18 protein-coding genes are annotated in these 26,231 nt (G+C 48.9%); 3 read left to right on the plus strand and 15 right to left on the minus strand.

Annotated elements, in window-relative coordinates; all coding sequences use genetic code 11:
- The first annotated feature begins 169 nt into the window (after positions 1-169).
- A complete protein-coding gene (locus HPY31_RS17765) occupies positions 170-1,930 on the plus strand; it encodes an RNA polymerase sigma factor (protein WP_172141796.1) in 1,761 nt (586 codons plus the stop codon).
- A 53-nt stretch (positions 1,931-1,983) separates the two neighbouring features.
- On the opposite strand, the gene HPY31_RS17770 is transcribed toward HPY31_RS17765, so the two are convergent.
- The 6 genes from HPY31_RS17770 to asd all read right to left on the minus strand — a co-directional run bounded on the left by HPY31_RS17770 (position 1,984) and on the right by asd (position 10,683).
- On the minus strand, positions 1,984-3,639 hold the full coding sequence (locus HPY31_RS17770) for a YcdB/YcdC domain-containing protein (RefSeq protein ID WP_172141797.1): 1,656 nt from the start codon (positions 3,637-3,639) through the stop codon (positions 1,984-1,986).
- A 19-nt stretch (positions 3,640-3,658) separates the two neighbouring features.
- On the minus strand, positions 3,659-5,230 hold the full coding sequence (locus HPY31_RS17775; RefSeq protein WP_172141798.1) for a YcdB/YcdC domain-containing protein: 1,572 nt from the start codon (positions 5,228-5,230) through the stop codon (positions 3,659-3,661).
- A 133-nt stretch (positions 5,231-5,363) separates the two neighbouring features.
- Positions 5,364-6,800, minus strand: a complete 1,437-nt coding sequence (gatB, locus tag HPY31_RS17780) for an Asp-tRNA(Asn)/Glu-tRNA(Gln) amidotransferase subunit GatB (RefSeq protein WP_142498752.1) — start codon at positions 6,798-6,800, stop codon at positions 5,364-5,366.
- Between the two features lie 4 nt (positions 6,801-6,804).
- A complete protein-coding gene (gatA, locus tag HPY31_RS17785; protein ID WP_016741204.1) occupies positions 6,805-8,277 on the minus strand; it encodes an Asp-tRNA(Asn)/Glu-tRNA(Gln) amidotransferase subunit GatA in 1,473 nt (490 codons plus the stop codon).
- A gap of 32 nt (positions 8,278-8,309) precedes the next feature.
- A complete protein-coding gene (gene gatC, locus HPY31_RS17790; RefSeq protein ID WP_007717539.1) occupies positions 8,310-8,600 on the minus strand; it encodes an Asp-tRNA(Asn)/Glu-tRNA(Gln) amidotransferase subunit GatC in 291 nt (96 codons plus the stop codon).
- A 1,237-nt stretch (positions 8,601-9,837) separates the two neighbouring features.
- Positions 9,838-10,683 carry an archaetidylserine decarboxylase gene (gene asd / locus HPY31_RS17795; protein WP_172141799.1) on the minus strand — a complete coding sequence of 282 codons (846 nt, stop codon included), beginning with the start codon at positions 10,681-10,683 and terminating at the stop codon, positions 9,838-9,840.
- Positions 10,684-10,842: 159 nt separating this feature from the next.
- Between asd and HPY31_RS17800 the strand changes: the two genes are divergently transcribed.
- Positions 10,843-11,763 carry a diguanylate cyclase domain-containing protein gene (locus HPY31_RS17800; RefSeq protein ID WP_172141800.1) on the plus strand — a complete coding sequence of 307 codons (921 nt, stop codon included), beginning with the start codon at positions 10,843-10,845 and terminating at the stop codon, positions 11,761-11,763.
- On the opposite strand, the gene HPY31_RS17805 is transcribed toward HPY31_RS17800, so the two are convergent.
- The 7 genes from HPY31_RS17805 to HPY31_RS17835 form a co-directional block, all read right to left on the minus strand.
- Positions 11,764-12,708, minus strand: a complete 945-nt coding sequence (locus HPY31_RS17805; protein ID WP_371811730.1) for an MraY family glycosyltransferase — start codon at positions 12,706-12,708, stop codon at positions 11,764-11,766.
- A gap of 115 nt (positions 12,709-12,823) precedes the next feature.
- Positions 12,824-14,371, minus strand: a complete 1,548-nt coding sequence (gene pruA / locus HPY31_RS17810) for an L-glutamate gamma-semialdehyde dehydrogenase (protein ID WP_172141801.1) — start codon at positions 14,369-14,371, stop codon at positions 12,824-12,826.
- A gap of 276 nt (positions 14,372-14,647) precedes the next feature.
- Positions 14,648-15,715 (minus strand): CamS family sex pheromone protein, encoded by a 1,068-nt coding sequence (locus tag HPY31_RS17815; RefSeq protein WP_172141802.1) that lies wholly within the window; start codon positions 15,713-15,715, stop codon positions 14,648-14,650.
- Positions 15,716-15,756: 41 nt separating this feature from the next.
- Positions 15,757-16,656 carry a WD40/YVTN/BNR-like repeat-containing protein gene (locus HPY31_RS17820; protein ID WP_253901863.1) on the minus strand — a complete coding sequence of 300 codons (900 nt, stop codon included), beginning with the start codon at positions 16,654-16,656 and terminating at the stop codon, positions 15,757-15,759.
- Between the two features lie 47 nt (positions 16,657-16,703).
- Positions 16,704-18,719, minus strand: coding sequence for an NAD-dependent DNA ligase LigA (gene ligA, locus HPY31_RS17825; RefSeq protein ID WP_172141804.1), 2,016 nt, complete (start codon positions 18,717-18,719; stop codon positions 16,704-16,706).
- Between the two features lie 228 nt (positions 18,720-18,947).
- Positions 18,948-21,296 carry a DNA helicase PcrA gene (gene pcrA / locus HPY31_RS17830; RefSeq protein ID WP_172141805.1) on the minus strand — a complete coding sequence of 783 codons (2,349 nt, stop codon included), beginning with the start codon at positions 21,294-21,296 and terminating at the stop codon, positions 18,948-18,950.
- A gap of 101 nt (positions 21,297-21,397) precedes the next feature.
- Positions 21,398-22,198 carry a VanW family protein gene (locus tag HPY31_RS17835; RefSeq protein ID WP_172141806.1) on the minus strand — a complete coding sequence of 267 codons (801 nt, stop codon included), beginning with the start codon at positions 22,196-22,198 and terminating at the stop codon, positions 21,398-21,400.
- A 194-nt stretch (positions 22,199-22,392) separates the two neighbouring features.
- Here HPY31_RS17835 and HPY31_RS17840 point away from each other — a divergent pair, with 194 nt between their 5' ends.
- On the plus strand, positions 22,393-23,442 hold the full coding sequence (locus tag HPY31_RS17840) for a DUF418 domain-containing protein (RefSeq protein WP_172141908.1): 1,050 nt from the start codon (positions 22,393-22,395) through the stop codon (positions 23,440-23,442).
- Between the two features lie 166 nt (positions 23,443-23,608).
- On the opposite strand, the gene mglC is transcribed toward HPY31_RS17840, so the two are convergent.
- Both mglC and HPY31_RS17850 read right to left on the minus strand, forming a co-directional pair.
- Complete coding sequence (gene mglC, locus HPY31_RS17845; protein ID WP_016741215.1) at positions 23,609-24,628, minus strand: galactose/methyl galactoside ABC transporter permease MglC; 1,020 nt, start codon at positions 24,626-24,628, stop codon at positions 23,609-23,611.
- Between the two features lie 18 nt (positions 24,629-24,646).
- Positions 24,647-26,164 (minus strand): sugar ABC transporter ATP-binding protein, encoded by a 1,518-nt coding sequence (locus HPY31_RS17850; RefSeq protein WP_172141807.1) that lies wholly within the window; start codon positions 26,162-26,164, stop codon positions 24,647-24,649.
- Positions 26,165-26,231 lie beyond the last annotated feature (67 nt).

Consider the following 26,231-nt stretch of genomic DNA (forward strand, 5'->3'; position numbering starts at 1 on the left):
CGTTGCCTAAAGCATAAATAAATCTTCTGCTATCATAAGGAACTTCACCCTTCTGTTAAACTAAATGTGTCGGTGAAAAAACTCCAAAATTTTTTTTACATCCCGTGTCAGAAAATCCGTGAACCAGAAGTCTACACAGTAAATCAACAAATCACGAGGAGTTTTTGCGATGGATCACTTGATAATCAAGCCCAAGACTCATGAGGAACACACCCAGATAGAAGACGAGGCTCTGGTAGAGCAGGCGAAGGCCGGAGATCAGGAGGCGTTTAGCGAGCTGGTCAGGCGTCATCGCTCCAAAGTTTACGGCTATGCACGGTCGTACACACAAGAAGCCTTTCTTGCCGAAGACATCGTTCAGGATGCCCTCATTCGGGCTTTTTTGCACCTGGGAACGCTGGTGGACAGCCGACGTTTCCTTCCTTGGCTGCATCGTATTGTGCGCAATCAGGCGTACACACGGCTTTCGAAGGGGCCGCAAAAAAGGGAAACAGTCTTCTCCAGTATGGGCAAACAAACGCATGAGCAGGAACCGACTGATTGGGAGGACCTCGACAGTATTCTGCACAGGCTGGGACGGTCTTGGTCACACTCTGCGCAGAACACCAATCCCGAAGAGGTCATGGTGCGGCGTGAGCTGTTTGAGACGATCAGGAGCCTGCTGTACTGCCTCAATCCTCGGGAGAGACGCATTGTGGAATCTCATTTTTTTGATCATTTGGCCCCTCACGAGATCGCCCACATGTTCCAGATGTCCCAGGGAAATGTGTATCAAGTACTATCGCGTTCTCGCAAAAAACTGATTCAGGAAAAAACTCGTGTCGTTGTTGATCAATACATGAAGACGAGAAAGGTTGCGGGGAGTATGAAACAAGCAGTATTGAATAAGCCAGAAGCATTCACGATGCCTACTTGGGTTACTTGCGCAGCGGCACTATACGGAATGGTAGAATCGACCGAACGAAAAATGTCTTTGCCGATGATCCTTGGCCTGAGCGGCCATGCCTTTCGCTTGACAATCGTTCCTGAAAATATCCATATTGCGGGCCCGACAATGTTTCACTTCCAGCGAGTCTTGCAGCAAGGTTTGAAAAACATGGGCTTTGAATCTCGTGCCGTCACCTCGTATCATCTTTCCTGCGAACCAAGCATGAATGCCAATCAAGTAGAACCTTCGCTACTCAGCCAGGAAGCACGCCAGAAGCGTCAGCTGTCTGTCCTCTTGCCAGAAGCATTGGAGCTGGTTCACCGCTCCATCGACAAAGGGCATCCTGTGCTTGCTTGGGATCTGTTCATGCCAGAGTTCGGATTGATCTACGGCTATGATGATGAAAAAAGAGTGTTTTACGCAGGAGACAACTGCCGAAACGACAGTACTATTCCCTATGAAAACTTGGGGCGGGGTATCGTCGAGGAGTTATTTGTCCTTGCTATCGACCGTGCGTTTCCGATCGATCAACGCGCGATGCTCGCAAATGCTCTCCAATCTGCACTCGTTCATTATCGTGGAGAAGAGCCGCAGGACGCGAGCTGCGTCAATGGTCTAGCCGCCTATGCTGCTTGGCAGGAAGCCTATGAAAAGGGAACGGTTGAGCCGAATGGCAACGCGTATACGACCGTAGTGAACGGGGATGCACGTCGCTACGCCTCTCTTTTCTGGAGCGAAATCGTTGATACGTGGACAGATTCTGTGTTTGATGAGGTTCGTCCGCTGATGAAAGAAGCAGCTGGCTTGTATGGAGCGATTGCTGATGGCTTTGACACGTTAAGCAAGCTTTTCCCGTTCCCGGCTGGGGGCGAGCCGAATGATGCGGAGCAGGGCAAGCAGGCTATTGCGTTGTTGCAGGCGATTGAGCGAGATGAACATGCTGCCGTATCGGTACTGGAACAGATACAGATGGTACTCACTGAGAAGCAGGCGCGCGCATAAAAGGGACAGAAAAAAGAACGCAGTCAGAAAAGCTGCGTTCTTTTTCGTTCGAATTATTCCTCGTATTCGCCCCATTCAAGTGTGCCTTTTACAGCATCTACGTAAGGCCAGCCCTTGCTTTTGTCAATCGTATAGACAAGGGTGAGAAAAGGAGCCTCCTTGCCTTTGTAGTTTGGCCAGAAATAGGACAGCTTTACAGGGAGATTTTTGGCTACGATTTCAGCAGCTTGTTGCTCTGTTACAGATGGCTTCAGGATGGGAAGAGCACCCTCTATTTCCGGCAAATTCACAATGAATTTCAATACTTGTCCACTCTCTATATCGACCTTCATCCAATAGTAACGGTCGAACACAGGCAAACCATTGTGCAGTTCATGAAAAATGAAAGTATACGTCCCTATTCCTGTATCCTCCCCCTCTTCACCCTCTCCTTCATTCAACTCGATCAGCCAATCGGCCAATTTCGGCTGTTTATATGGATCAAATATCTCAACCTGCCATTCAGTAGAGGATTTTGCGACGTATGGCTCAATGACGGATATTGCTTTTTTCAAGGCTTCTTCTTTCGATAAGGGAACGGGCAAACTTTTTGTTTCCGTCCAATTATTCGCACTGATGACCTCTCCTGTAGACGCATCTAGCGAAATGGAAACTTCATCTCCATCATCATCGCTCCAGGAATGTATGAACTCATCATCCACTTCACCTGTGTTGTATTGCGTAAACATCTCCTTCGTATCTACGCCAAACAGGCTCGCAACGACTTTTTCTCCATCTGCCCTGCTTTTGACAATAAGCGGCTCTCCCTTTGGCGATAGCGTAAGCCTCTTCAGGTTGTCAGGATTTCTTTTCCCATCCCCTGCAATCTCTGCTCCCTGAATGAAGTCTATCTGCTTTCCTGTCACAGCATCGATGTAAGGGGTATTCATCCATACATATTGGATGCCCGGCTTGGCATCTTTCCCTTCCAGCACATAGCCCAAATCAAGACGCTCAGGAGTGAAATACTGCTTTTTGAGAGCTTCTGGTGTCAGTGCCGTTTTCGGATCTGGGACCTTGACCCCGCTCAAATTTAGTGGGGTACTGGATACCTCCAAAAGATGACCAGCATAATCCGTTGTCACGTATATGCCCGGTCCAATTCCCAATATCTCCACTCCATTTATTAACGTTGGATAATAAACAAGACGGTATATTGCTAACGGATCAATCAAATCTTCAGGGTCTACTTCTTCAACAGCGTTCGATAATTGAGGGGAGCCTATTTGTTTTCTTTTGTCTGCTCCTAATAACTCAAGCACTGCTTTTTCTGCCCGTTGCAAAATAACCTCGTCTGTCGCAATTTCCCTTTGCTTCCAAATAGGGAAACTAGCACTGTACATGAACAACTCTCCAGTTTTGCTGTCAAAGACAACAGTGGCACCCATGTCATTGGATTCGGGACTTCTCAGATAGAGCTTTAACAGTTTTTCATCGCTCTCACTTTTCTCAATCGTTCGTTTCGTCAACGTTTTCAACGCAGGCTCCAGCTTTTCCAAAGCAGCTACGATTTGAGTGGCCCGCTCCGGGAGCTTTTCCTCGCTTTTTGTTGCAGATGCAATGTGGCTAGGATGGATTTCAGGACTTGCAGCCAAGGCTGTTCCATTTGTTGCTGATAACATCATTGCTATTGTCAAAGCGATTGCTGTGCGTTTTCCATTTCGTTTCATTAATTCCCCTCCTTCTTTCCTAATCCTCGTACTCTCCCCATTTAAACGATCCATTTACGGCATCGACGGTTGGCCAGCCTTTGCTGGTATCAAGTTTGTAAACAAGAATGGGTGCATTTTTCTCCCCTGATCTCGGCCAGATATAGGTCAACCTGACCGGTACCTGTTTGGAAACAATCTCTGCTGCATGTTGGGCTGTTACAGATGGTTTGAGCACAGGATATTTACGATCCTCTGCTGGAACTGATGCCACGAATTCAACGACTTGTCCCTTATTTGGATCAATTACTACTCCGTAGGAATACTCCATGAGCGGTATCCCATTTTGTTTTTCGAAAAATAAAAAGCCATACTGCTCGACGGATTTCTTGTCCTCTTTCTTGCTTTCCTCATACATTTCGACTTGCCACTCGGCTTTTTTAGCATGAGGCTCAAGGAACGTAATCGCCTTTTGCAAGGATTGCTCTTTTGTTAGGGGCACTGAGAGATTTTCGATATGTGCCAAATTTACGTATCCACCGATATCGCCAGTCACTTTGTTCACCATAATAGAGGCCCGATTGAAGTCGATAGGGTTCGACCAATCATAAGTGATTTCGCCCTGCTGTTCATCTTTTCGATAGGTTGTATACAACTTCTTGGCATCAACCTCAAACAAATTCTCTAAAATCTGCTGATCGGTTGCGTCTTTTGCAATGAATGGTTTCCCTTGGGGTTTCAAAGAAATGTCCTTGATATCAGGTGTATGGAGTTTTCCGGCCCCTTCTCCTGCTCTCCATTCTATTTCGATCTGCTTTCCCGTCAATGCATCAAATACAGGCGCCGTTCTCATGGTATATTCAATACCGGGTTTCCCATCTGTTCCTTCCCATACATAGCCACAACGAAGGCGTTCGGGCGTAAATATTTGCTTCTGAATCTCTTCTTTTGCCACAGCTTTTTTCGGATCAGCCACCTGTATACCCGTCAAATCGAGCGGTTGAAAAGATAGGCCCAACAAATGTCCGCCTGAATCCATTTCAACCTCGATACCAAAGCGCGCTTCGTCAATTTCCAGACCATTTAGCAGAATCGGAAAGTACACATTCGGGTATATAAACGACACTTCTTCACCGTATACCGTTTTCGACAATTGAGGCGCATCTGTCATTTTTCGCTTCTTTTCTCCGAGCAACTCTCGGACAGCTTTCTCAGCTTTTTGCACGATGGCTTCGTCCGTTACCTTTTCCTTTTCCTCCCAAATGAATTCAAAAGCCTCGTAACCTAGCAATTCACCGCTCTGGCGATCAAAAAGCAGATATGCACTCATTTCGGTATCGTCAGGATAGCTCATATACAACTCCACTTGATTTTCATCGTAATCAGAAATAACGACCTCTCGGAGCGTCAGGGCCTTTAAAGCAGGCTCCAGCTTCTCCAGTGCAGCGACAATCTCTACCGCACGAGCAGGCAGCTTGACTTGTTCTTTGGATGGGTTTTCAGCATTTTTCAAAATCATTTCCGGACTTGCAGCAAAAGCCTGGGCACCCGTTCCCAGCAGCATGGTTGTCACTGCAAAAGCAGCCGTCGCACTTTTCCATTTTTGTGTCATGAACATTTCTCCTAATCAATCATGATGATAGCTATGCATTCTATCTTACTTTTTTCCCACTATTTAGCATAGATCAAAACACAAAAAAACAGCACCCTCCCCTTACAGAGAAAGTGCTGTCGTATGTTTTGCCCTACAGGCTGTTCAATACTTCCTGAATCAACTTGTTTACCATTCCCGGGTTTGCCTTCCCTTTGGTTTGCTTCATGACCTGACCAACGAAGAAAGCAGCTGCTTTTTCGTTTCCGGACTTGAAGTCTGCCACGGCTTGTGGATTGGAATTGACCGCATCGACGACGATTTGACGCAGGGCGCCTTCATCGCTGATTTGGACGAGTCCTTTTTCTTCGACGATCTGCTTCGGCTCTTTGCCGGTCTCCACCATCTCTTTGAAGACGGTTTTGGCGATTTTGGAGGAAATGGTTCCATCCTCGATCAGCTTGATCATCTCACCCAAGCCTTTTGGTGTCATTTTCACATCAGCAAACACCAGGTTGTTGGCGTTGAGGTGTGCCAACAGGTCAACCATCAGCCAGTTTGCTACTGACTTCGGCTCTGCTCCTGTTTTCACCGTCTCATCAAAGAAATCAGCCGTCTCCTTGGAGATCGTAATGACTCCGGCATCATCCTTAGACAAACCAAACTCGTTCACATAGCGTGCCTGACGAGCATCTGGCAGCTCTGGAATGGTTGCGCGAACCGCTTCAATCCACTCCTCGGAAATCTGCATGCGAACCAGATCCGGGTCTGGGAAGTAACGATAGTCGTGCGCTTCCTCTTTGGAACGCATCGTCAACGTCTTCTTGTTCGCTTCATCCCAACGGCGCGTTTCCTGAACGACCTTGCCACCGGAAGAAACTACCTCCGTTTGACGTAGTACCTCGTACTCCAAGCCCATCTGCACGTTGCGGAAGGAGTTCATGTTTTTCAGCTCTGCCTTGGTTCCGAATTCTTCTTGACCATACGGACGAATCGATACGTTGGCGTCACAACGCAGGGAGCCTTGTTCCATGCGAACGTCAGATACTTCGGTGTACTGGATGATCGCTTTTAGCTTTTCCAGATACGCACGTGCTTCTTCTGGTGTGCGGATATCTGGCTCGGAAACGATCTCGACGAGAGGTACCCCGACGCGGTTGAAGTCTACAAGAGACTCTCCACCAAAATCGCTGTGCGTCAGCTTGCCCGCATCCTCTTCCAGATGCAGACGAGTGATCCCAATGCGCTTCGTCTCACCGTTTACTTCGATGTCGATCCAACCATTGTAGCCGATCGGCTGGTCAAACTGCGAGATTTGGTACGCTTTTGGGGAATCTGGATAAAAGTAGTTCTTGCGGTCGAACTTGGTCTCGCGGGAAATCTCGCAGTTGAGGGCGAGGGCTGCTTTCATCGCGAACTCTACCGCTTGCTTGTTCGTTACAGGCAGTACACCTGGATGTCCCAAGCAGATCGGGCATGTATGTGTATTCGGCGGTGCACCAAACTCAGTCGGGCAGCCGCAAAAGATTTTACTGTTGGTCGATAGCTCAGCGTGAACCTCCAAGCCGATGACGGTTTCGTACTTGCTCATGCTCTTACCCCCTCACCCATTCCGGTTTGCGCCCGTAGAAGCCTGCGGTTTGCTCATACGCATGGGCTACGCGCAATACGGTGGATTCGTCAAATGCACGACCTACGATCTGCAAACCGATTGGCAGACCGTTTTTGGAGAATCCGCACGGCACACTGATTGCTGGCAGACCAGCCAGGTTTACAGGGACGGTACAAATATCCTCCAGATACATTTTCACCGGATCATCTACGTTTTCGCCTACTTTGAAAGCCGTAGAAGGCGTCGTTGGGTGCAGGATGACATCGTAGTCAGCAAAAATGCTGTTGAAGTCCTGGATGATCAGGGTGCGCACCTGCTGTGCCTTTTTGTAGTAAGCATCGTAATAACCAGACGAGAGCGCGTAAGTTCCGAGCATGATGCGACGCTTCACTTCCGAGCCAAAACCTTGGCTGCGGGATTCCTTGTACAGCTCGATCAGGTTGGCCGCATTGTCTGCACGCACACCATAACGAACGCCGTCAAAACGAGCCAGGTTGGACGAAGCTTCAGACGAAGACAATAGGTAGTAAGCTGGCACTGCATATTCCGTGTGCGGCATGGAAACCTCGCTCCATGTAGCACCCATGCTCTCCAGCTGCTTCAATGCTGCCAAAACAGCATCGCGAACCTCAGGGTCAATCCCTTCTCCGATCAACTCTTTCGGTACTCCGATACGCAGCCCTTTTACGTCTCCAGTCAATGCGGACAAGTAATCAGGTACGTCCACATTGGCAGAAGTAGAGTCGTATTCATCATGTCCCGCAATCGCTTGCAGCACATAAGCGGAATCCTCAACGTTTTTCGTCACAGGCCCGATTTGGTCCAGCGAGGACGCAAACGCAACCAGCCCGAAACGGGAGACACGTCCATATGTAGGCTTCAAGCCGACAACGCCACAAAAAGCAGCAGGCTGACGGATGGAGCCACCTGTATCAGAGCCAAGTGTGTAGTAAAAATGACGTGCAGCCATTGCCGCCGCTGAGCCACCGGAAGAGCCTCCCGGAACGTAATCGGTGTTCCACGGGTTTTTCGCTGGGAAAAAGCCGGAATTTTCGTTGGAGCCGCCCATCGCAAACTCGTCCATGTTCAGCTTCGCAACGATAACCGAGTCGGCATCCTTCACCTTTTTGGAAACCGTCCCGTCATGGACAGGATCGTAGTTCGCCAAAAATTTACTCGCGCAAGTCGTGCGAATGTCTTTTGTAACCAGGTTGTCTTTCAGTCCGGCTGGCAAGCCGTAGAGAAGACCCAGCTCCTCATTTCCCTTAACCAGACGCTCGTCCAATTGACGGGCATGAGCCAAGGCTCCCTCTTCATCTACATGCAGGACAGATTTGATTTCTCCGTCATGCTCCTTGATGCTAGCGATGGAAGCCTGCACCAGATCCGTTACCGAAATCTCTTTTGCGCGCAGGGCGCTATGTATCTCAGACAATCGCTTGTCAAACAGCGACACAGTGGGTTCCTCCCTTCTCGTTATCCAGTAGGTTATTCGAATACAGCCGGTACTTTGAACTGTCCGTCTTCGTGATCAGGTGCGTTTTTCAGCACGTCCTCACGCGGCAGGGACGGTCTGTTTACGTCTTCGCGCATGACGTTTTTCACGTCTGTCGCATGGCTGGTTGGCTCAATATTGGATGTATCGAGCTCATTCAGCTTGGCTGCAAAATCGAGAATGGCGTTCAGGTCTTTTGTGTACCGCTCCGCTTCTTCCTCAGTGAGCTGCAAACGGGCCAAATTAGCTACGTGTTCTACTTCTTTGCGAGTAATGGCACTCATTCTTTCCACCTCCGAATCGTATCACATAACTTTGATCTTACTTGAAAAGAGCGGGTTCAGTCAATTTTCACGGGGATTTTGACAGGGAAAACAAATAATGTTTTCGGCAAAAAAATATTGATCGGTTATTAACTAATAAAAACTTTGTCTGGCTGTTGTGGTGGGGAGGAAACAGGAGAAAACGCTTAGCTTCTAGGGCCACCCGCTGAGGGATTGACTGCCCGGCTCCATGAAAAAAAGCGAAACACGCGTCCAAAGTCGTCCATTCAAGGGGTGGCTCAGAGGTGGACGCTAAGGGCTTGTTTCTCTTTTTTTCATTGCGCCTCGGGCGGTGTCCCTAAGATCTTCGCTGTTTTCTCCTGTTTCCTCTACGAGCTTTCCTTGTTTACCGATCTCTTCACGAATTAAAAGCTGGAAGAATGTAGTCAGTAACGACAGAGAAGAATATTTCCAGACGTAGCGACTTGTGGAGTCCTACCAAGCGGAGAAGGGATTCGCGGGCAACAGAAACGCAACCGTGCCCATACGACGTAGCGGCTACCACTTTTGCGTTTCCCCGCGAATTCCTTCGGAGCGGCCAGTCCTAACCCTCAGCGGGACGGAGCACTGAGCTTAGTCTGGAAATATTCTTCTCTCCACCGTAGCTGCATATTTAGTGACCTTGAGTTGTTGCTGTAGTGCTGGGGAGGAAACAGGAGAAAACGCTCAGCTTCTAGGGCCACCCACTGGGGGATTGACTGCCCGGCTCCATGAAAAAAAGCGAAACCCGCGTCCAAAGTCGTCCATTCAAGAGGTTTCTCAGAGGTGGACGCTAAGGGCTTGTTTCTCTTTTTTTCATTGCTCCTCGGGCGGTGTCCCTAAGATCTTCGCTTTTTTCTCCTGTTTCCTCTACGAGCTTTCCTTGTTTACCGATCTTTTCACGACTTAAAAGATTGAAGAATGTAAGAAGTTACGCCAGAGAAGAATATTTCCAGACGTAGCGACTTGTGGAGTCCTCCCAAGCGGAGAAGGGATTCGCGGGCAACAGAAACGCAACCGTGCCCATACGACGTAGCGGCTACCACTTTTGCGTTTCCCCGCGAATTCCTTCGGAGCGGACAGTCCCAACCCTCAGCGGGACGGAGCACTGAGCCTAGACTGGAAATATTCTTCTCCCCACCGCAGCTACATCTTCATCTCCTAAGAAAAAACAAGTCCAAGGCATTTGCCCTGGACTGTGAACTCTTCTTCTCGTTCGCTATTCCGCCTTCTTTGTCGCGAGAGCCTGCCCCATCAAGAGAGTCTTCCCTTTTTCAACGCCTGTCGCCCATTCAAGCTCGTTAGACTCCAACAGCAAGATAACGGTGGATCCAAATTCGAACCAGCCCAGTTCTGAGCCCTTTTCATAACGAGGTGTCCCAGCAATCTTTTCGTGGGTTTGGCGACCGTGCTTGATGTTCGTCGTAGCTGTGTTGTAGCAGACCTTCACGCTGCCTACAAACAAGGCTCCTACTTTTACCAAAGCCATATCGCCCAAGCTATCTGTTTTGATGTGAGTTACCAAGCGTTCATTGCGAGCAAACAAACGGTCTACGTTTTCAATCCCGAGCTTGTTGACGGGATAGAGTCTGCCAGGTAAATAGCAGTAACTGCTCAAATCGCCCGTTACTGGCATATGAATCCGGTGGTAATCCCTTGGACTCAAATAAATGGTGATAAATTTACCACCGTAGTAACGCTTGGCCTCTTCCTCCGAACCGCCCAACAGCTCACTCACACTGAAATCTTTTCCCTTTGCTTGAATCAAGGTACCTTCGCAAATATCCCCCAGCTGCGAAACGGTTCCATCTACCGGACTAACGATGGTATCTGGGCCAGGTGCAATTGGTCTCGCAGCGGGCTTCAGGCGTCGGGAGAAGAACTCCTTCAGCGTTCGGTATTCTGATGCCGGCTTTTCTATGATCGACGTATCAATTTGATAGTGCTTTATGTATCGTTGAATGGCTAATCGACTAAAGGGAGTAGCAGTAATTTTGCCCATAGTCCGTGACATCGCGTTTTGTGGCAAGCGATGGATGAGACCTGGGAGCAGCTTTTTGCCCATAAGAAAATATGCTCCTTCGTAAAACAACAATACCCTTACTTTACCACTTCTGCTAACAGCCAGTAAACCCCGCACTATTACCAGAGGTTCATCATTTTCTTCGGCAGCCTTGCTATACTATAATCATTCTAAGAAGCCACTTATCAGGAGATATCGGTTATGGAGAAGAAATTCGATATTACTACACTTATCAGTCAGCATGGTGATATCCTAACCAGTCTATTCGATCATATGTCGGACATGTTCTTTCTCATGGCTGTCGAACAAGATGCGGACGGGGAGTATCTGTTTCGCTATGTCTTGATGAATCCATCCGCTATGCACGTCGCCCTATTGAGCGAGGAAGCATACGGAAAGACGTTTGACGACGTGTATCCTCATGAAAAAGCCAGCTTATTGCAGCACATGTACACACAAGCAGTAAAAAGCGGGAGTCCGATCCACTTTACTGCGAATGGCGACATCATTGGCGAATCCATTCTTTCTCCTGTCTACGATAGCAATGGCAAATGTACACATGTCTTTTCCATTACCCGCGATGTTACTGAGCGCACAAACCTGGAGTCACAGCTGGCCTATATGGCGTATCATGATGTGCTCACGGGATTGCCGAACAGGCGCCTCCTCTCCGAAAAGCTCCAGCAAGCCCTACGTACTGCCCAATCAAAAGAGGAGATGGTCGCTGCCCTCTATTTGGACTGTGACCGCTTTAAAGAAATCAATGATACATGGGGTCACGACACAGGAGATCTATTTTTGCAAATGCTAGCTAAACGCCTCAACTCATCTGTTCGAGATGGAGATATCGTCGCACGTCTGGGTGGAGACGAGTTTGTCATCGTCCTGACCGGCATTCACTCCGAACGTCAGGTTGAAAAAATTGCGAATCGTATCCTGCTGGCGACGCAAGAACCATGGATGATTGAGAACCGGATCATACCGTTTTCGACGAGCATAGGCATTGCCCTCTATCCGGCATCCGCAAGCGAAGCTGAACAACTGTTGAGTAATGCAGACAAAGCACTTTATCGGGCCAAAAAGACAGGGCGTAATCGTTTCATTTTCTTTGACCCCATTTGATTATTGACTGTAAAACAAAAACACTGCCAAGACGGAGAACAACAAGCTCACTATATACAAAATGATGACCGTCTGCTTCGTTGACAACCCCCGGGACATGAGCCGATGATGAACATGTCGGCGATCCGCTTGGTACATGGGGGAGCCTGCCAAAAGCCTACTGATGATGACCTGCACAGTGTCTACGATGGGCAAGCCTACTGCCAGGACAGTCACGACTAATGAAATGATCGTAGCCCCTTTCATCGTTCCTTCCAACGAGATCACGCCAAGAGCGAATCCCAGAAACATCGATCCCGCATCACCCATAAAAATTTTCGCCGGATAGAAATTGAAGCGTAGAAAAGCGAGTGCAGCACCTGCCAGTGCAACTGCCAATAATGCTGTTAATTCTTGACCTTTGAGCATCGATAAAAAGAACAAGGTCACCGCTGAGATCGCGGTAGCACCGGCAGCAAGCCCGTCGACTCCATCCAAAAAATTCACCATATTGATTAAGCCGACGATCCACAGCACGGTCATTAGCAGGGAAACGAGGATTGGAAATGAAATGTACGTCCCTTCCTCTCCCCCCAGCCACATCAAATTGATTCCCCGAAAGCGAATATCCATGAGGAATGTCATCATCGCTACCAGTAACTGCACCGTTAGCTTCGGCAGTGCCGGAAATTCTTTTTTCTGCGACTTGTACGTATCGTCTACCCATCCAATGGCCACCAACACGGCCCCGCCAACTGCCAAAACTGCAACGGTTTTTTGCGCCCCTGCAAAAAAAGTTGACACCAACAAGAGACCGACGAACATCGCCAAACCACCAGATAATGGAATCGGCCTACTATGTCCCTTTCTCCCCTTTGGCATATCCAGCAGCTTTGTTTTCCAAGCTAGCCAATTTGCCGCTGGCATCAACAAATACACAACAAAAAACGAGGAGAGTCCTGACACGATATAAGTAAACAGCTACCCTCACCTGCTTTGCCCATCATTTTGTCTTTAGTGTGGACAAAATAGGAACAAAAAAGCCACCCCTATAAAAGAGGCAGCTTTTTTATTGTGTAGCTTACAGTTTTTCGGAAACCATTTTTGCTTGTGTGAAGAGCAGGAGATAGTCTGGTCCACCCGCTTTGGAGTCTGTACCGGACATGTTGAAGCCTCCGAATGGATGCACACCTACCAAAGCGCCTGTGCACTTGCGGTTGAAGTACAGGTTACCTACGTGGAACTCTTCGCGAGCGCGCTCCAGGTGCTCACGGTTGCGGCTGATGACAGCGCCAGTCAAGCCGTACTCAGTGTTGTTCGCAATTTCCATTGCATGATCGAAATCGTTGGCTTTGCAGAATGCTACCACTGGGCCAAAGATCTCTTCTTGCATGATGCGAGCTTGTGGATCTACATCTGCAAATACAGTTGGCATGATGAAGTAGCCGGATTCTGGACCTTTTTCGCCACCTGCAACCAGTTTGCCTTCTGTTTTACCAATCTCGATGTACTCGAGGATTTTGTTGTATGCTTTCTCGTCAACCACAGGACCTGTGTAGAAATCGTTGGTTCTGATGTCGCCCACAGTCAGTTGTTTGGTCAGCTCTACTACGCGGCCCAGTACTTGATCGTACACGTCTTGGTGAACGATAGCACGGGAGCAAGCGGAACATTTTTGACCGGAGAAACCGAATGCAGAAGCCACGATGGACTGTGCAGCCAACTCGATATCGCAGTCGTTATCAACAACGATGGAATCTTTACCGCCCATTTCAGCAACCAGACGCTTCATCCATTTTTGACCTGGACGATGTTTCGCAGCCAGTTCGTTGATACGCAGACCTACGTCACGGGAACCTGTGAAGCTGATGAAACGAGTCAGGTTGTGCTCTACGAGGTAATCTCCGATTTGGCTACCGGAACCTGGTACGAAGTTTACAACACCTGCTGGTACGCCAGCGTCTTCGAGAATCTCCATGAATTTCGCAGCGATTACTGGAGTGGTAGAAGCAGGCTTCAATACGACTGTGTTACCCGCTACGAGAGCTGCTGTCGTCATACCAACCATGATCGCAAGAGGGAAGTTCCAAGGCGGGATAACGATACCTACACCGAGTGGAACGTAGTACAATTCGTTGTCTTCATCAGGGATACGAGGCAGATCATGGCGCTGGGACAGCTTATCCATTTGACGGCCATAGTATTCCATGAAGTCGATTGCTTCTGCTGTGTCAGCATCAGCCTCTGCCCAGCTTTTTCCTGCTTCTTTCACGAGCCAAGCAGAGAACTCATGCTTACGGCGACGCATGATTGCTGCTGCTTTATACAGATAGCGGGAACGTGCTTGTGCAGGCACCTTTTTCCATGTTTCGAAAGTGCTAGCAGCTGTTTGGATCGCTTTCTCAGCCAGTGCTTGGTCAGCCTGCGAAACAACGCCCACTACTTGTTCTTTATTAGAAGGGTTGAAGGAGTTGGATTTCTTTTCAGTTGTGATGCGTTCTCCGCCGATGATAAGCGGATACTCAAGGCCAAGCTCACTTTCTACCTTAGCGAGAGCTTCTTCAAATGCCTTTTTATTTTCTGGCAGACTAAAATTGGTAAACGCCTCGTTTTTGAATTCCACTTGCATCTTGTGACGCCTCCTTATCGATATCTTCCATGTTCGGATCACTCATAAAACATATGCAAGGATCATACCAACAAAACCATTTAAGGCTCGACTCTATTAGTGTTTGCATTTTTGCAGAAAAATCACCGACAAGATTCAAGAAGTACCTCGAACACTTTTGTGCACACACCGTTCAATATTTCACACATTTGTTCAATCCGTTATTTTTTGTGTACAAAAAAAACACCCGACCTCCTCACCTTCTCAAGAGATCATTCGGGTGTTTTATGCTTTTCCTTATTGTCTGTAAATATGCATATACGGCTCTCCACTTGTCGGTCGAATGTAGATCGACAATGGTTTGTTCATCGACTGTACATACAGATTGACGTGAACGCTTTTGTCGAAGAGCTGATTGATGCTTCCTGCTGCAAATTGTGTAAACTGCAATGCCTCTGTTCTGGAGTCATACTCCGCAGTGACGGTAATCGTAATCTCAGTGAGCTTGCCGTCCATGAAACGTCCCAGACCAGTCATCCCGATATATTCAGGGAAATAGCCCTTGGATTGGCGCATAAGCTTGTCGTACTGCAACGACTGCTCTGGGTATTTCTGCTCAACCTCTGAACTCGGGAACAGGAAATATTCCTCTTCGATCGGCAGCCACTTGGATATCGTTGCTTCATTCGCCCCTACTGTACCTGACATGATGAAGTGCCCCGGCACCAGAGTAGAATTCACTTCCGGTACTTGATACATCAAAATCAGGATCGGAACTTCCGGGCTGGTTGCACGTACTGACTGCACGATACGAGCTGCAACCTGCTGACCTTTTGCTTGTAGTTCTTGTGCCGTGTACACCTTGTCCTGACCGGTTGCATCCTGATAATTCGGCGAAAGAGACAAGCCCAACACCATGCCAGCTAGGCTCTTATCCTTCTTGCTCAGGTAATCATGCTCCAATACGTGCACGAGAATTCCGTTTTTCTTTTTCCCGTTGGCCCCAGCCGTCTTTTCTTGTGCAATCCACTGGGTAACTTGCTCTTTTTTTATCACTTGACCTTCTTGGAAATAATAATCGGACGTCGGGTATGTCTCCCGAGCAAACTCCATCAAGCCTAATTCAAGGTGACTGAAATCGACGCGATATTTCGTATCAGCAAGCATTCCTCGTGTCTGGTTTTGCTTGTACGGGGTAATGCTTCCGTAGTAATCCTCGGATACTTCCACTACCTCCGACAAGGACGGTGTAGTAGGCTCAGGAGCTTTGTCCTTGCCTCCAGGTATCAGCGAGCAGCCAGTCAATGCCGTCACAAGAAGTACAGCTGTCAAGAACCTGCATCCTGTCAAAAACTTCACTTTCATAGATTACTCCTTTTCGTATCCAAAGGTGGGCGATGTACAAATCATTCGTTCCACTTGATCCATCGCTTGTCTTCTAGCTTGTAGATCAATGCCGATTCGCCAATTCCCACCCATTTTGTATCCTCGCCACCTGAAGCAATGACAATCAACTTTTCTGGTGAACGAGCATCCAGCAACCGCCATTCGCCCTTGATTTTCTCATAAATACCTTTTTCGGTTGCGACAGCGAGAGTACCAGTTCGTCTGTTAATGGCGAGCGAATAGATCTGCTGTGCTCCGGGAATCTCCTCTGTCTTCCACTGCCCCTCTTCATTATAGAGCAAGCTGAATTGGGCCGCTACATAGAGTCGGTCTTGTTCGGGATCAAAGTCCATGGCAAATACTTCCTGGTCCATCGGCTGCCACAGACTCCAAGATTGGGCCCCGTCCGTCGATTGATAAATGCCTTCACCCGAGACAAAGGCAAACAGACGTACTTTGTCTCCTTGGCGATTCCCCACAAAGCTGGTGATATTCGCTGGTTCTGGCAAACCCTTGTTGACTGAAGTCCACTTTTTACCACCATCTGTTGAATGAAGAACCCCATCAATTCCGCCGACAAATATTTGCTTCGGATCATTCGGGTCCACAAACCAACCTTCGATCGCGTACTGATCTAAATCTGTCGAGAGAGATCCCCACATTCCACCGCCAGTTGAGCTATACAACCCTGCATTCGTACCAACCCATATTTGACGGGCATCATCGGTCATCATTAGATTGTTCATGGTTGCGCCCAGTTCCAATACGTCCTGATAGGTCAAGTTCCCTTGTAGAGCAGCAGCTGTAACTGTTGGAGGATTCGCATTGATTTCTTTACTGCCAGTACTGCTGTTATTTCCACAGCCAACCAATTGCAGCATGGCTATTACACCGATTCCCCATTTCAGGAAGCTATTCATGCTCTTCACGTCCCTTCCCTTACTCATCCCTTGTCGCCACCGTTTTCTTAGGCGTTGCTCTCCAATACTTGCAGGAAGCCTGCTTCGTCCATAACAGCCACGCCTAGTTTTTCTGCCTTCTCCAGCTTGGAGCCGGCTTTTTCACCTGCAATCACCAGGTCTGTCTTTTTGCTGACGCTGCCTGTTACCTTGCCACCCAAGCGCGCAATCGCTTCCTCTGCCTCCTGCCGCGACATTTGCGTCAAGGTACCAGTCAAAACGATTGTTTTGCCTGAGAATGGGAGGTCTGCGCCACTCTCAATGCGGATTCCTTTGTACTCCATGTTTACTCCGGCCGCTCGCAGTCTCTCAATAACTGCCTGAGCCTGCGGCTGTGCGAAGTAGTTCACGAGACTCGCCGCCATTTTCGGCCCGATCTCATCGATTTGTGTAATCTCTTCTTCAGAAGCCTGCATAATGGTATCGATATTGCCAAAATGCTCCGCAAGAACACGTGCCGCCTTGGCTCCGACCAAGCGAATACCAAGACCGAACAAGACGCGCTCGAGTGAGTTCTCCTTGCTCGCTTCAATAGCCGCAAGCAAATTATCTACGGACTTTTCACCCATGCGCTCCATACCCAATAGAGCATCGCGCTGCTGGTGCAAATAATACAAGTCAGCGACACTGTGGATGATACCGTCGCGATACAGCTGGGCCACGACCTTTTCTCCCAAGCCGTCAATGTTCATTGCCGTACGAGACACGAAATGAATCATGCCTTCACGGATTAGGGCCGGACACATTGGATTAATGCAGCGCAGAGCCACTTCTTCCTCCAAGCGTACCAGCTCACTCCCGCATTCAGGACAATGCGTTGGCATAGCAAATGGCACTTCATTTCCAGTACGACGCTCTGGTAAGACTGCGATAATTTCCGGGATAATGTCCCCCGCTTTTTTGACGACAACATGATCGCCGATAAGGAGGCCTTTTTCCCGAATAATGTCTTCGTTGTGCAAGGAAGCGCGCTTCACGGTCGTACCTGCCAAGCTAACTGGCTTCAATAGAGCAGTCGGGGTGACATTCCCTGTACGCCCCACAGATACTTCAATCCCTTCGAGAATCGTAACCGCTTCTTCGGCAGGGAACTTGTATGCGATGGCCCAACGCGGACTTTTCGCAGTAAAACCAAGCTCCTCCTGCTGAGCGTAACTGTCGACCTTGATCACCATGCCGTCGATTTCATAAGGCAAATGAGGACGCTTCTCTGTCCAGCCCGCAATAAAAGCGAGCAGTTCATCGACGTCGTCAAATACACGTCGCTCCTGATTCACCATGAAGCCGAGCGTCTCCAGCAAATCCAGCCCTTCACTGTGCGATTCCACTGTCTCCCCTTGCAAATCGCCAATGCCGTAAATAAACGTATCGAGTTGACGGGATGCAGCTATTTTTGGATCAAGCTGACGGAGCGAGCCTGCTGCGGAATTGCGCGGGTTGGCAAATAACGCTTCTCCACGCTCCTCGCGTTCTTTGTTCAGCTTTTCAAATGCTCCCTTGGACATGTAAGCCTCACCGCGAACCTCAAGGGTTAACGGCTTCGTCAGCCGCAAGGGAATGGAACGAATCGTTTTCAGGTTTTGTGTGATGTCTTCGCCTGTTGTTCCGTCTCCACGAGTAGCCCCGCGGACGAACAACCCATTTTCATAATGAAGCGACACGGCCAGACCATCAATCTTCAGTTCAGCTACATATCGGACAGCCTGACTGCCAACGGCCTGACGAACCCGGCGGTCAAAATCCCTGATGTCCTCCTCATTAAAGGCGTTGCCGAGACTGAGCATCGGTGTCTTATGAACGACCTTTTCAAAAAAGGGCAGCGGTTCTCCCCCTACACGCAAGGAAGGAGAATCAGGTGACTGCAAATCAGGGAAGCTGGTTTCAAGCTCCCTTAGCTCCCGCATCAATTGATCGTATTCCTGGTCAGAAATCTCAGGTCGATCCTCTTCATGGTAAAGACGATTATGTCGCTCAATTCGTTTCGCTAATTCTTTAATTTTTGTTTCCGCCGTCAATCGATCCATTTCGTTCATCCTTTCATACTCATACCTGTTCAAAAAGTTGGCTTTTCAGCACCGAGATAGTGGCGAGAACCGCACGAAGGAGGAGCGGAGTGTAGGTACCTACATGAGCACCGGACTTCGAAGGTGAACGCCATTATCGACGCGAATAAGCTTCCCGGATTGCTTCGTGATCAAAAGACGACTTTTTGAACTACCTATTTGCGATTGGCCTGTATTTGCATTTGCACATTATCCTTTTTGAATAGGGGCGAACTTCGCTAAAAGCTTTTTAATGCCAGTCGGGCTTGGGAAAGCAATGTCGAGCTCCATGTCGTCCCCTGTTCCTTTTACTTTGACGACCGTACCGTTGCCCCATTTGCCATGTGCTACTCTGTCGCCAACCTTCCAGTCAACGCCTGCTCCTTGACCATGTCCAGGCAGTTTTTCACCCGCCGGACGGGTAAAGGTAGCAGGTGTGCTGCTTGGGGTTCGCTGAGCACTGCCAAATTTCGGAGCAGAGCTTGATTGTGAGGAGGACGCTCCAAACGGTCTCGCTCCCGTGTCACGTCCGAATGCACTGCCATCCCGCTGTCCAAATGCACTACTGCGTCCACCGCCGGAGAAGCCTCGGTCCGCTGTCGCTGGATTTCCTTCCAACAGCTCAGCCGGAATTTCTTGCAGGAAGCGAGACGGCGCATTCACATTCGTCCGTCCAAACAACGTCCGCATACGGGCACATGTCATGTACAGACGTTCCTCTGCCCGTGTAATTCCCACGTAAGCCAGACGGCGTTCTTCCTCCATCTCGGCATCGTCAAACAAAGAGCGGCTATGCGGGAAGACACCTTCCTCGCAACCTACCAGAAACACCACAGGGAACTCCAGTCCCTTAGCACTGTGCAAGGTCATTAATACAACCTGTCCCTCTGCCGATACTTCCTCCTGGGCACCGTCATCTCCCAAGGAATCAATGTCTGCTACCAGCGCGAGGTCTGTCAGGAACGCAAGCAAGCTCTTGTCTTCATTTTTGCGCTCGAACTCCTGAGTTACAGACAGGAACTCCTCGATATTCTCCAGACGAGCCTGTGCTTCCAGCGTTTTCTCTTCTTTTAAAGAATCGCGGTATCCAGAGCGCTTCAGCACTTCTTCCACCAGCTCAGTGACACTCAAGTAATCAGTCATTTGCATCAAATTCGAGATGAGATCATTAAAGGACAGGATCGCATTCGTCGTGCGTGAAGGCAGCCCCATGTAAGCAGTCTCCTGAATCGCTTGGAAAAGGGATTGACCATTTGCGTTCGCATACGCTTGTAGCTTGTCTACCGTCGTATCCCCAATATTTCGCTTCGGTACGTTAATGATGCGCTGCAAGCTGATATCGTCATCCGGATTGGAGATGAGACGCAAATAAGCCAAGATGTCCTTGATCTCTTTGCGATCGTAGAACTTGGTTCCGCCGACGATGGTGTACGGCATGTTCGATTTGATGAAAACTTCCTCGACCACACGAGACTGTGCATTCGTCCGATACAGGATCGCGAATTTGTCGTAGCTCTTGTACTGTGCCATCTGCTTGCGAATCGTATCGACGATAAAGTACGCCTCATCGTGCTCGGAATCACCTTGGAAGCACATGATCTTGTCACCGCCAGGATTCTCGGTCCAGAGTTTCTTTTCCTTGCGCAGCTTGTTGTTGGCAATGACCTGGTTCGCTGCCTGCAAAATCGTTTTGGTGGAGCGATAGTTTTGCTCGAGCTTGATGAGCTTGGCTTCGGGATAGTCTTTTTCAAAGTTTAAAATGATCGAGATATCGGCACCGCGCCATTTATAAATACTTTGGTCAGCATCCCCCACGCAGCAAACATTTCGATGCTTGTCTGCCAGCATGGAAATCAAAAGGTATTGCGCCCGGTTTGTATCCTGATACTCGTCAACGTGTATATAGCGGAATTTCTTTTGATAAAACTCCAATACTTCCGGCACTTCTTTAAACAGACGAACTGTCGTCATGATCAGATCGTCGAAGTCCAGCGATTGATTGTTTCTCAGCTTTTTCTGATAGGCCGTGTAAACCTTTGCTGCCACTTGTGCAAATGGATCGCCCGCAAGACGCGTATAGGTTTCTGGATCGGTCAGCTCGTTTTTCGCTCCGCTGATCGCAGCCAAAATCGAACGCGGCTCATACTGCTTCGGATCGATGTTCAACTCTTTTAAACATTGCTTGACGACAGATAACTGGTCACCCGCATCCAAAATGGAAAAGCTGCGATTGATGCCGAGTCGGTCGATATCCCTGCGCAAAATCCGCACACACAAGGAGTGAAACGTCGACAGCCATGCATCCTGCGCTGCCGCTCCGCCAATAATGGCAGCCACACGGTTTTGCATCTCCCGCGCTGCTTTGTTGGTGAAGGTGATCGCCAAAATGCTCCAAGGCGCTACTTGTTTGGCACTGATCAGGTATGCGATACGCTGTGTCAGTACCTTAGTCTTGCCACTACCCGCACCGGCCAAAATCAAGACGGGACCTTCTGTTGTAAGGACTGCTTCCCGCTGCTCAGGGTTCAGTCCTGCTGTGATACGATCTGCAAAAGACATATGTATAAATCCACCTTTCCACGTTCCCTAGACGAAAGCATATGTTCCTATTTTCGCACAGATCGCAGTGGAGTTCCAGTTCGTATCCCGAACAGGAAACATCATCCTTTCGGTAGCAATGGCTCGTACATCAAATAAGCTCGATTCTCCGTCAGCCATTCTTGCTCCACCCGTTCTCCTTCCAGCGTGTAGACATCTCGATACAATTCATTTTTCCGTTCATACCCTCCCCAAATCGAAGGAAGGATCTCATGTTCTTTCTCGATAATGACATACGTCCGTGTCGGTGGCATGTCGGAACGCCATTCCCCTACCAAATGTGTATCGGTCAGGTAGACATGCAGTTGAAAGGGCTGTTGCGTCCGGTTGGCGATTTGCAAATCCAGATAGTTATAGAAACAAGTCGCTCCACTTCCGAACGGCTGTGTCCGATTCGAGTCAGGAAAAACATCGAAGCTATGACGATGTCGTTCCGTCACTGTCAACGGTGTATGCAGGGTCATCCAGTACAGCAGATTCGAGAGCTGACAAAGCCCTCCGCCAACTCCGGCCGTGACACGTCCCTGCGAGAGCAGCATCCCCTCTACATAGCCTTTGCTACGGGTCGGCTTGCCAATCTGCTTCCAATACGAAAAGGTTTCCCCCGGATGGATGATCAATCCGTTCAGTCGTGCAATGGCCAGTCGCAAATTGATCACTTTGTTATGCTGCATCCACATCTCCACGTTCTGTAATGGGCGTAACAAAATGGTTTGATGAGAATAATGGACATAGCGCAACCATTCGCTTCTTTTCTCATGAGCGAACCTCGTTCGACTAAATGTCCATTGTACATACCTTTTCCAACGAAAATAGGCCATGCCCGCTGCCAGACGCCACTTTCCCCGTGCGATTGGTTTCATTGCGCACCCCAACTTCCTGATTATTACAATAGACGCAGGAATTTGAGATGAAGTTGCGGTCGAATACAGGAGATCCCTTCACTTCTTACACTTTTGTAAGCAAGACGTAAGCAAATGCCATTTCCCTCCATCCCCGGTTGAGCTAGGATAGGAGAGGTGCGTGATCGGGCGACGAACAACAAGAGAAAGAAGTGATGAGATTGAAAGAAAACGCACCTACGTTGAACCAACGAATTGATACAGTAGATACCGTACGGGGCTTCGCCTTAATGGGCATTCTCCTCGTCAACATCGTGGCATTGCTATATGCGCAAACACCTGAGATAGGAAGTGTAGACCACTGGCTGTTCCAGTTTTTCAATTTCTTTGTGGAATCTCGCTTCTTCGTGATCTTCTCGTTCTTGTTTGGCGTAGGCTTCTATATTTTCATCAGTCGAGCAAAAGAAAAAGGGGCCAATAGCACCGTTTTGTTCATTCGGCGTCTGATTGCACTACTCGCTCTTGGCTTTGTCCATAAAATGTTTCACCCTGGTGAAGCACTTTTCATCTACGCTATCTTCGGCTTCATCTTACTGCCTTTTTATCGATTGAAGGCGCGAACCAATCTGATCATCGGCCTTATTCTGTCTATCCTTGTCTGCTCTATTGGCTTTAAAGCGCTTTTGGTGCTTCCCTTATTTATTTTGGGACTCGCTGTCGGGCAATACGGGGTCTTTCAAGATATTCCGAAATTTTTACCCGTGATTAAAAAAGTGCAGGGCGTGACCTTCGTCCTTTCGTTAATCGGCTTGTTTATCCAATACCGACTGACTCCAGATGATCTGGCAATGAGTGGAGCGAATCTGGTTGTAGACGATACCGTGTCAGAAGATGCCCTCCAGCAGTTGATGAACTACACGATTGCCTTGACCTCCACTGGTCTTGTCATGGCTGCCTTTTACACGACGACCCTGATTCGGCTGCTACAAAATAAAATCGTCCAGACCATCCTCTCACCGCTGACCAGCTATGGGCGCATGGCTTTGACAAACTACGTCGGACAAACCGTATTGATCCTTGTGGGAGGCTATGTGTTCGATTGGTTTGGCAATCTCGGCTACCTGCAAACGACACTGATCTGCCTTGGTATCTACGTGGTGCAAATGGTAGTAAGCGTACTCTGGCTGTCTGTCTTCCGCATGGGGCCACTTGAGTGGGTCTGGCGATTATTTACGTATATGAAAATCACACCGTTGCGAAAATAAACAATCAGAGACCCCAGAAAAGCTGCCTTGGTTGACAGCTGACCCGGGGTCTCTTTTTTATAATATCGGAAAGTGTAAACATCTTCGGATTTCCTCCCGATATTACGGAAAACATTCCGACAATACGCGGTCGCTCATCCATGAACAAGCCTCGAAAAAGGTTTTCTTATTTTTTCGCCAAGTATTTACGAATGTCAAAAGCAACGGCTGCCACAATAATGAGTCCTTTGATAATGAGCTGCCAATACGGGCTGACTCCAATAAACGTAAGACCGTAGTTGATGACGCCAAAAATAAGGACACCCGCAAGCACACCTGGAACGGTACCAATTCCCCCAGACGTCGAGACTCCGCCTACTACACAGGCTGCAATGGCGTCCAGCTCGTACATGTTACCGTAGTTGTTCGTCGCCCCACCTGTCCGAGCTGCCTCCAAAACACCACCGAGTCCATACAGGGCACCCGCAATAGCATAGATCATCATGAGGTTGAAAGCGACGTTGATCCCAGAAACAGTGGCGGCCTGCATGTTGCCTCCGATGGCGTACATGTTTTTACCAAGCCGTGTTTTGTTGAAAATCACCCAGACGATGAACGCAACCATGATCGCAATGATGACAATATACGGGATCGAATATGGACCACTCGGGCCGATGTACCCTGTCCCAAGCTGATTGAAGTCACTCCGCAGTCCAGCTATTGGCTGAGATTGATTAGGCTCCCTGTCAAAATAGATGGAGTTGAACCCGTATACAATGACCATCATGCCCAGCGTGGCGATAAAAGGGGGCACACTAAAACGAGACACAATGATGCCGTTGATCAGGCCAACCAGCAAGCCCGCAGCGATTGCAATGAGAATAGGGATCAGCAACGGCAAATCGGGTAAATCCGGGAAAAATCTACGCGGATAGTCTTGAGTTTGCAGCATCGAGGCGGAGATGACAGCCGTCAATCCGACCACTCGCCCCGCAGAAAGATCCGTTCCGCCTGTAATAAGAACAAACGCAGCACCCAAGGCAATAATGGCGCGAGTGGAGGATTGCATCAAAATATCCCGAAGCGTTGTAATGGAAAGAAAATTGGGATCATAAATCGCAATTCCCGCTATCAACAAAACCAGAACGATATAGATGGCATTTTGCGTAACAAAGCCCTGCACCTGTTTAGCAGACAACGAAGACATACTAGTTCCCCTCCTTTCTCATGCTAGATGCTTGGTAGCCAGCCGCATGATCTCTTCTTCGTTTGCCGCTGTTCCTGACAAAAAACCGGAGAGCTTCCCCTCGCACATGACCATGATTCGATCTGACATGCCAAGCAACTCCGGCATTTCCGAAGAAATCATGATGATTCCTTTTCCCTGACTCGCCAGCTCCGCGATAATGGTGTAGATTTCGTATTTGGCGCCGACATCGACTCCACGCGTAGGTTCGTCCAGCAATAAAATATCCGGATCAGTCAAAAGCCACCGCGCTAGCAGAACCTTTTGCTGATTGCCTCCTGACAGGTTTTTGATCATTGCTTTCATAGAGGGTGTCTTGACGCGGAGCATCTCGATGCTTTGGCTGACATCTGCTCTTCGCTTGCGCTCATTGAGGAGCAGAAAAGGTGTTTGGTAACTGGCCAAATTTGCGATGACTGTATTTTCCAGAATCGATAAGACAGGAATGATGCCAGTGACTCGCCGCTCCTCCGTCAAGAGCGCCATTTTGTACCTCTTCGCATCCTTCGGTGATTTGATCCGTACCTCCTGACCGTTGATCGACACTTTTCCTGCTGACACTGCACGCAGTCCAAACAATGCCTCAATCAGCTCTGTTCGTTGTGCACCCACTAGACCGCCTACGCCTAAGATTTCGCCCTTGCGCAATTCAAACGACACGTGCTGAAAAGACTGGGAAAACGGGGAGGTCAATCCCTCTACCTTCAAAATGGGTTCCCCCGGTGTATTGGAGCGACTCGGGAAACGCTGCGTCAGGTCCCGTCCGACCATTTTGGAGATGATCAGGTCTGTGGTCAGCTCAGCTGCCCGCCATGTACCGATGAGCTTGCCATCGCGCATGATCGTCACGTCATCCGCAATCCGTAAAATTTCTTCCATCTTGTGGGAAATATAGATGATGGCAACACCTCTGCTCTTCAGTTCACGGATGATCGCAAATAGCTGCTCCACCTCGTTTCCCGTCAGTGAAGACGTCGGTTCGTCCATAATAATCACTTTGGATCGGTAGGAGACCGCTTTGGCAATTTCAAGCGACTGTACCTTGGATACAGACAAGTCACGGACTACAGCGTGCGGATTCAGGTCCATTCCCAGATCAGCAAACAGCTTCTCCGTATCCGAAAGCATTTTTTTCTCATCCACAAACGGAAAAGGACCGATTCTTTTGACCGGAAAACGTCCTAGCCATATGTTTTCCATGACATTGCGAAAGGGCACCGGATGCAGCTCTTGATGAATCATGGAGATGCCGTGTGCCAGCGCGTCCTTTGAGCCGCTCATCGTCACCTGCTCATTGTTTAAGACGATTTCTCCCGCATCTGGCCGATAAATTCCGAATAGACACTTCATCAGGGTCGATTTGCCTGCTCCATTCTCGCCCATCAGTGCATGGACTGTTCCCGGACGGACTTTAAGCGTGACATCATCGAGTGCCTTGACCCCTGGAAATTCTTTGTGAATGTGGTTCATTTCCAACAAAAACTCCTGCTGGGCCATGGAATGCCCTCCTCTGCGCAAAATCATCCCCATCACCGAAACAGGAGAGTCGGATTCGTCTCTTCAC

The sequence above is a fragment of the Brevibacillus sp. HB1.3 genome (assembly GCF_013186635.1).
In the GTDB taxonomy this organism is placed as follows: domain Bacteria; phylum Bacillota; class Bacilli; order Brevibacillales; family Brevibacillaceae; genus Brevibacillus; species Brevibacillus brevis_D.

Excerpts from the sequence above, each read along its gene's own strand:
- asd (WP_172141799.1), bottom strand. The coding sequence starts at position 10,683 with ATGGGCAAAAAGCTGCTCCCAGGTCTCATCCATCGCTTGCCACAAAAC.
- HPY31_RS17770 (WP_172141797.1), bottom strand. The coding sequence starts at position 3,639 with ATGAAACGAAATGGAAAACGCACAGCAATCGCTTTGACAATAGCAATG.
- HPY31_RS17765 (WP_172141796.1), top strand. The coding sequence starts at position 170 with ATGGATCACTTGATAATCAAGCCCAAGACTCATGAGGAACACACCCAG.
- HPY31_RS17840 (WP_172141908.1), top strand. The coding sequence starts at position 22,393 with ATGAGATTGAAAGAAAACGCACCTACGTTGAACCAACGAATTGATACA.
- pruA (WP_172141801.1), bottom strand. The coding sequence starts at position 14,371 with ATGCAAGTGGAATTCAAAAACGAGGCGTTTACCAATTTTAGTCTGCCA.
- HPY31_RS17835 (WP_172141806.1), bottom strand. The coding sequence starts at position 22,198 with ATGAAACCAATCGCACGGGGAAAGTGGCGTCTGGCAGCGGGCATGGCC.
- mglC (WP_016741215.1), bottom strand. The coding sequence starts at position 24,628 with ATGTCTTCGTTGTCTGCTAAACAGGTGCAGGGCTTTGTTACGCAAAAT.
- HPY31_RS17820 (WP_253901863.1), bottom strand. The coding sequence starts at position 16,656 with ATGAATAGCTTCCTGAAATGGGGAATCGGTGTAATAGCCATGCTGCAA.
- HPY31_RS17815 (WP_172141802.1), bottom strand. The coding sequence starts at position 15,715 with ATGAAAGTGAAGTTTTTGACAGGATGCAGGTTCTTGACAGCTGTACTT.
- HPY31_RS17775 (WP_172141798.1), bottom strand. The coding sequence starts at position 5,230 with ATGACACAAAAATGGAAAAGTGCGACGGCTGCTTTTGCAGTGACAACC.
- pcrA (WP_172141805.1), bottom strand. The coding sequence starts at position 21,296 with ATGTCTTTTGCAGATCGTATCACAGCAGGACTGAACCCTGAGCAGCGG.
- ligA (WP_172141804.1), bottom strand. The coding sequence starts at position 18,719 with ATGGATCGATTGACGGCGGAAACAAAAATTAAAGAATTAGCGAAACGA.
- HPY31_RS17850 (WP_172141807.1), bottom strand. The coding sequence starts at position 26,164 with ATGGCCCAGCAGGAGTTTTTGTTGGAAATGAACCACATTCACAAAGAA.
- HPY31_RS17800 (WP_172141800.1), top strand. The coding sequence starts at position 10,843 with ATGGAGAAGAAATTCGATATTACTACACTTATCAGTCAGCATGGTGAT.
- gatC (WP_007717539.1), bottom strand. The coding sequence starts at position 8,600 with ATGAGTGCCATTACTCGCAAAGAAGTAGAACACGTAGCTAATTTGGCC.
- gatB (WP_142498752.1), bottom strand. The coding sequence starts at position 6,800 with ATGAGCAAGTACGAAACCGTCATCGGCTTGGAGGTTCACGCTGAGCTA.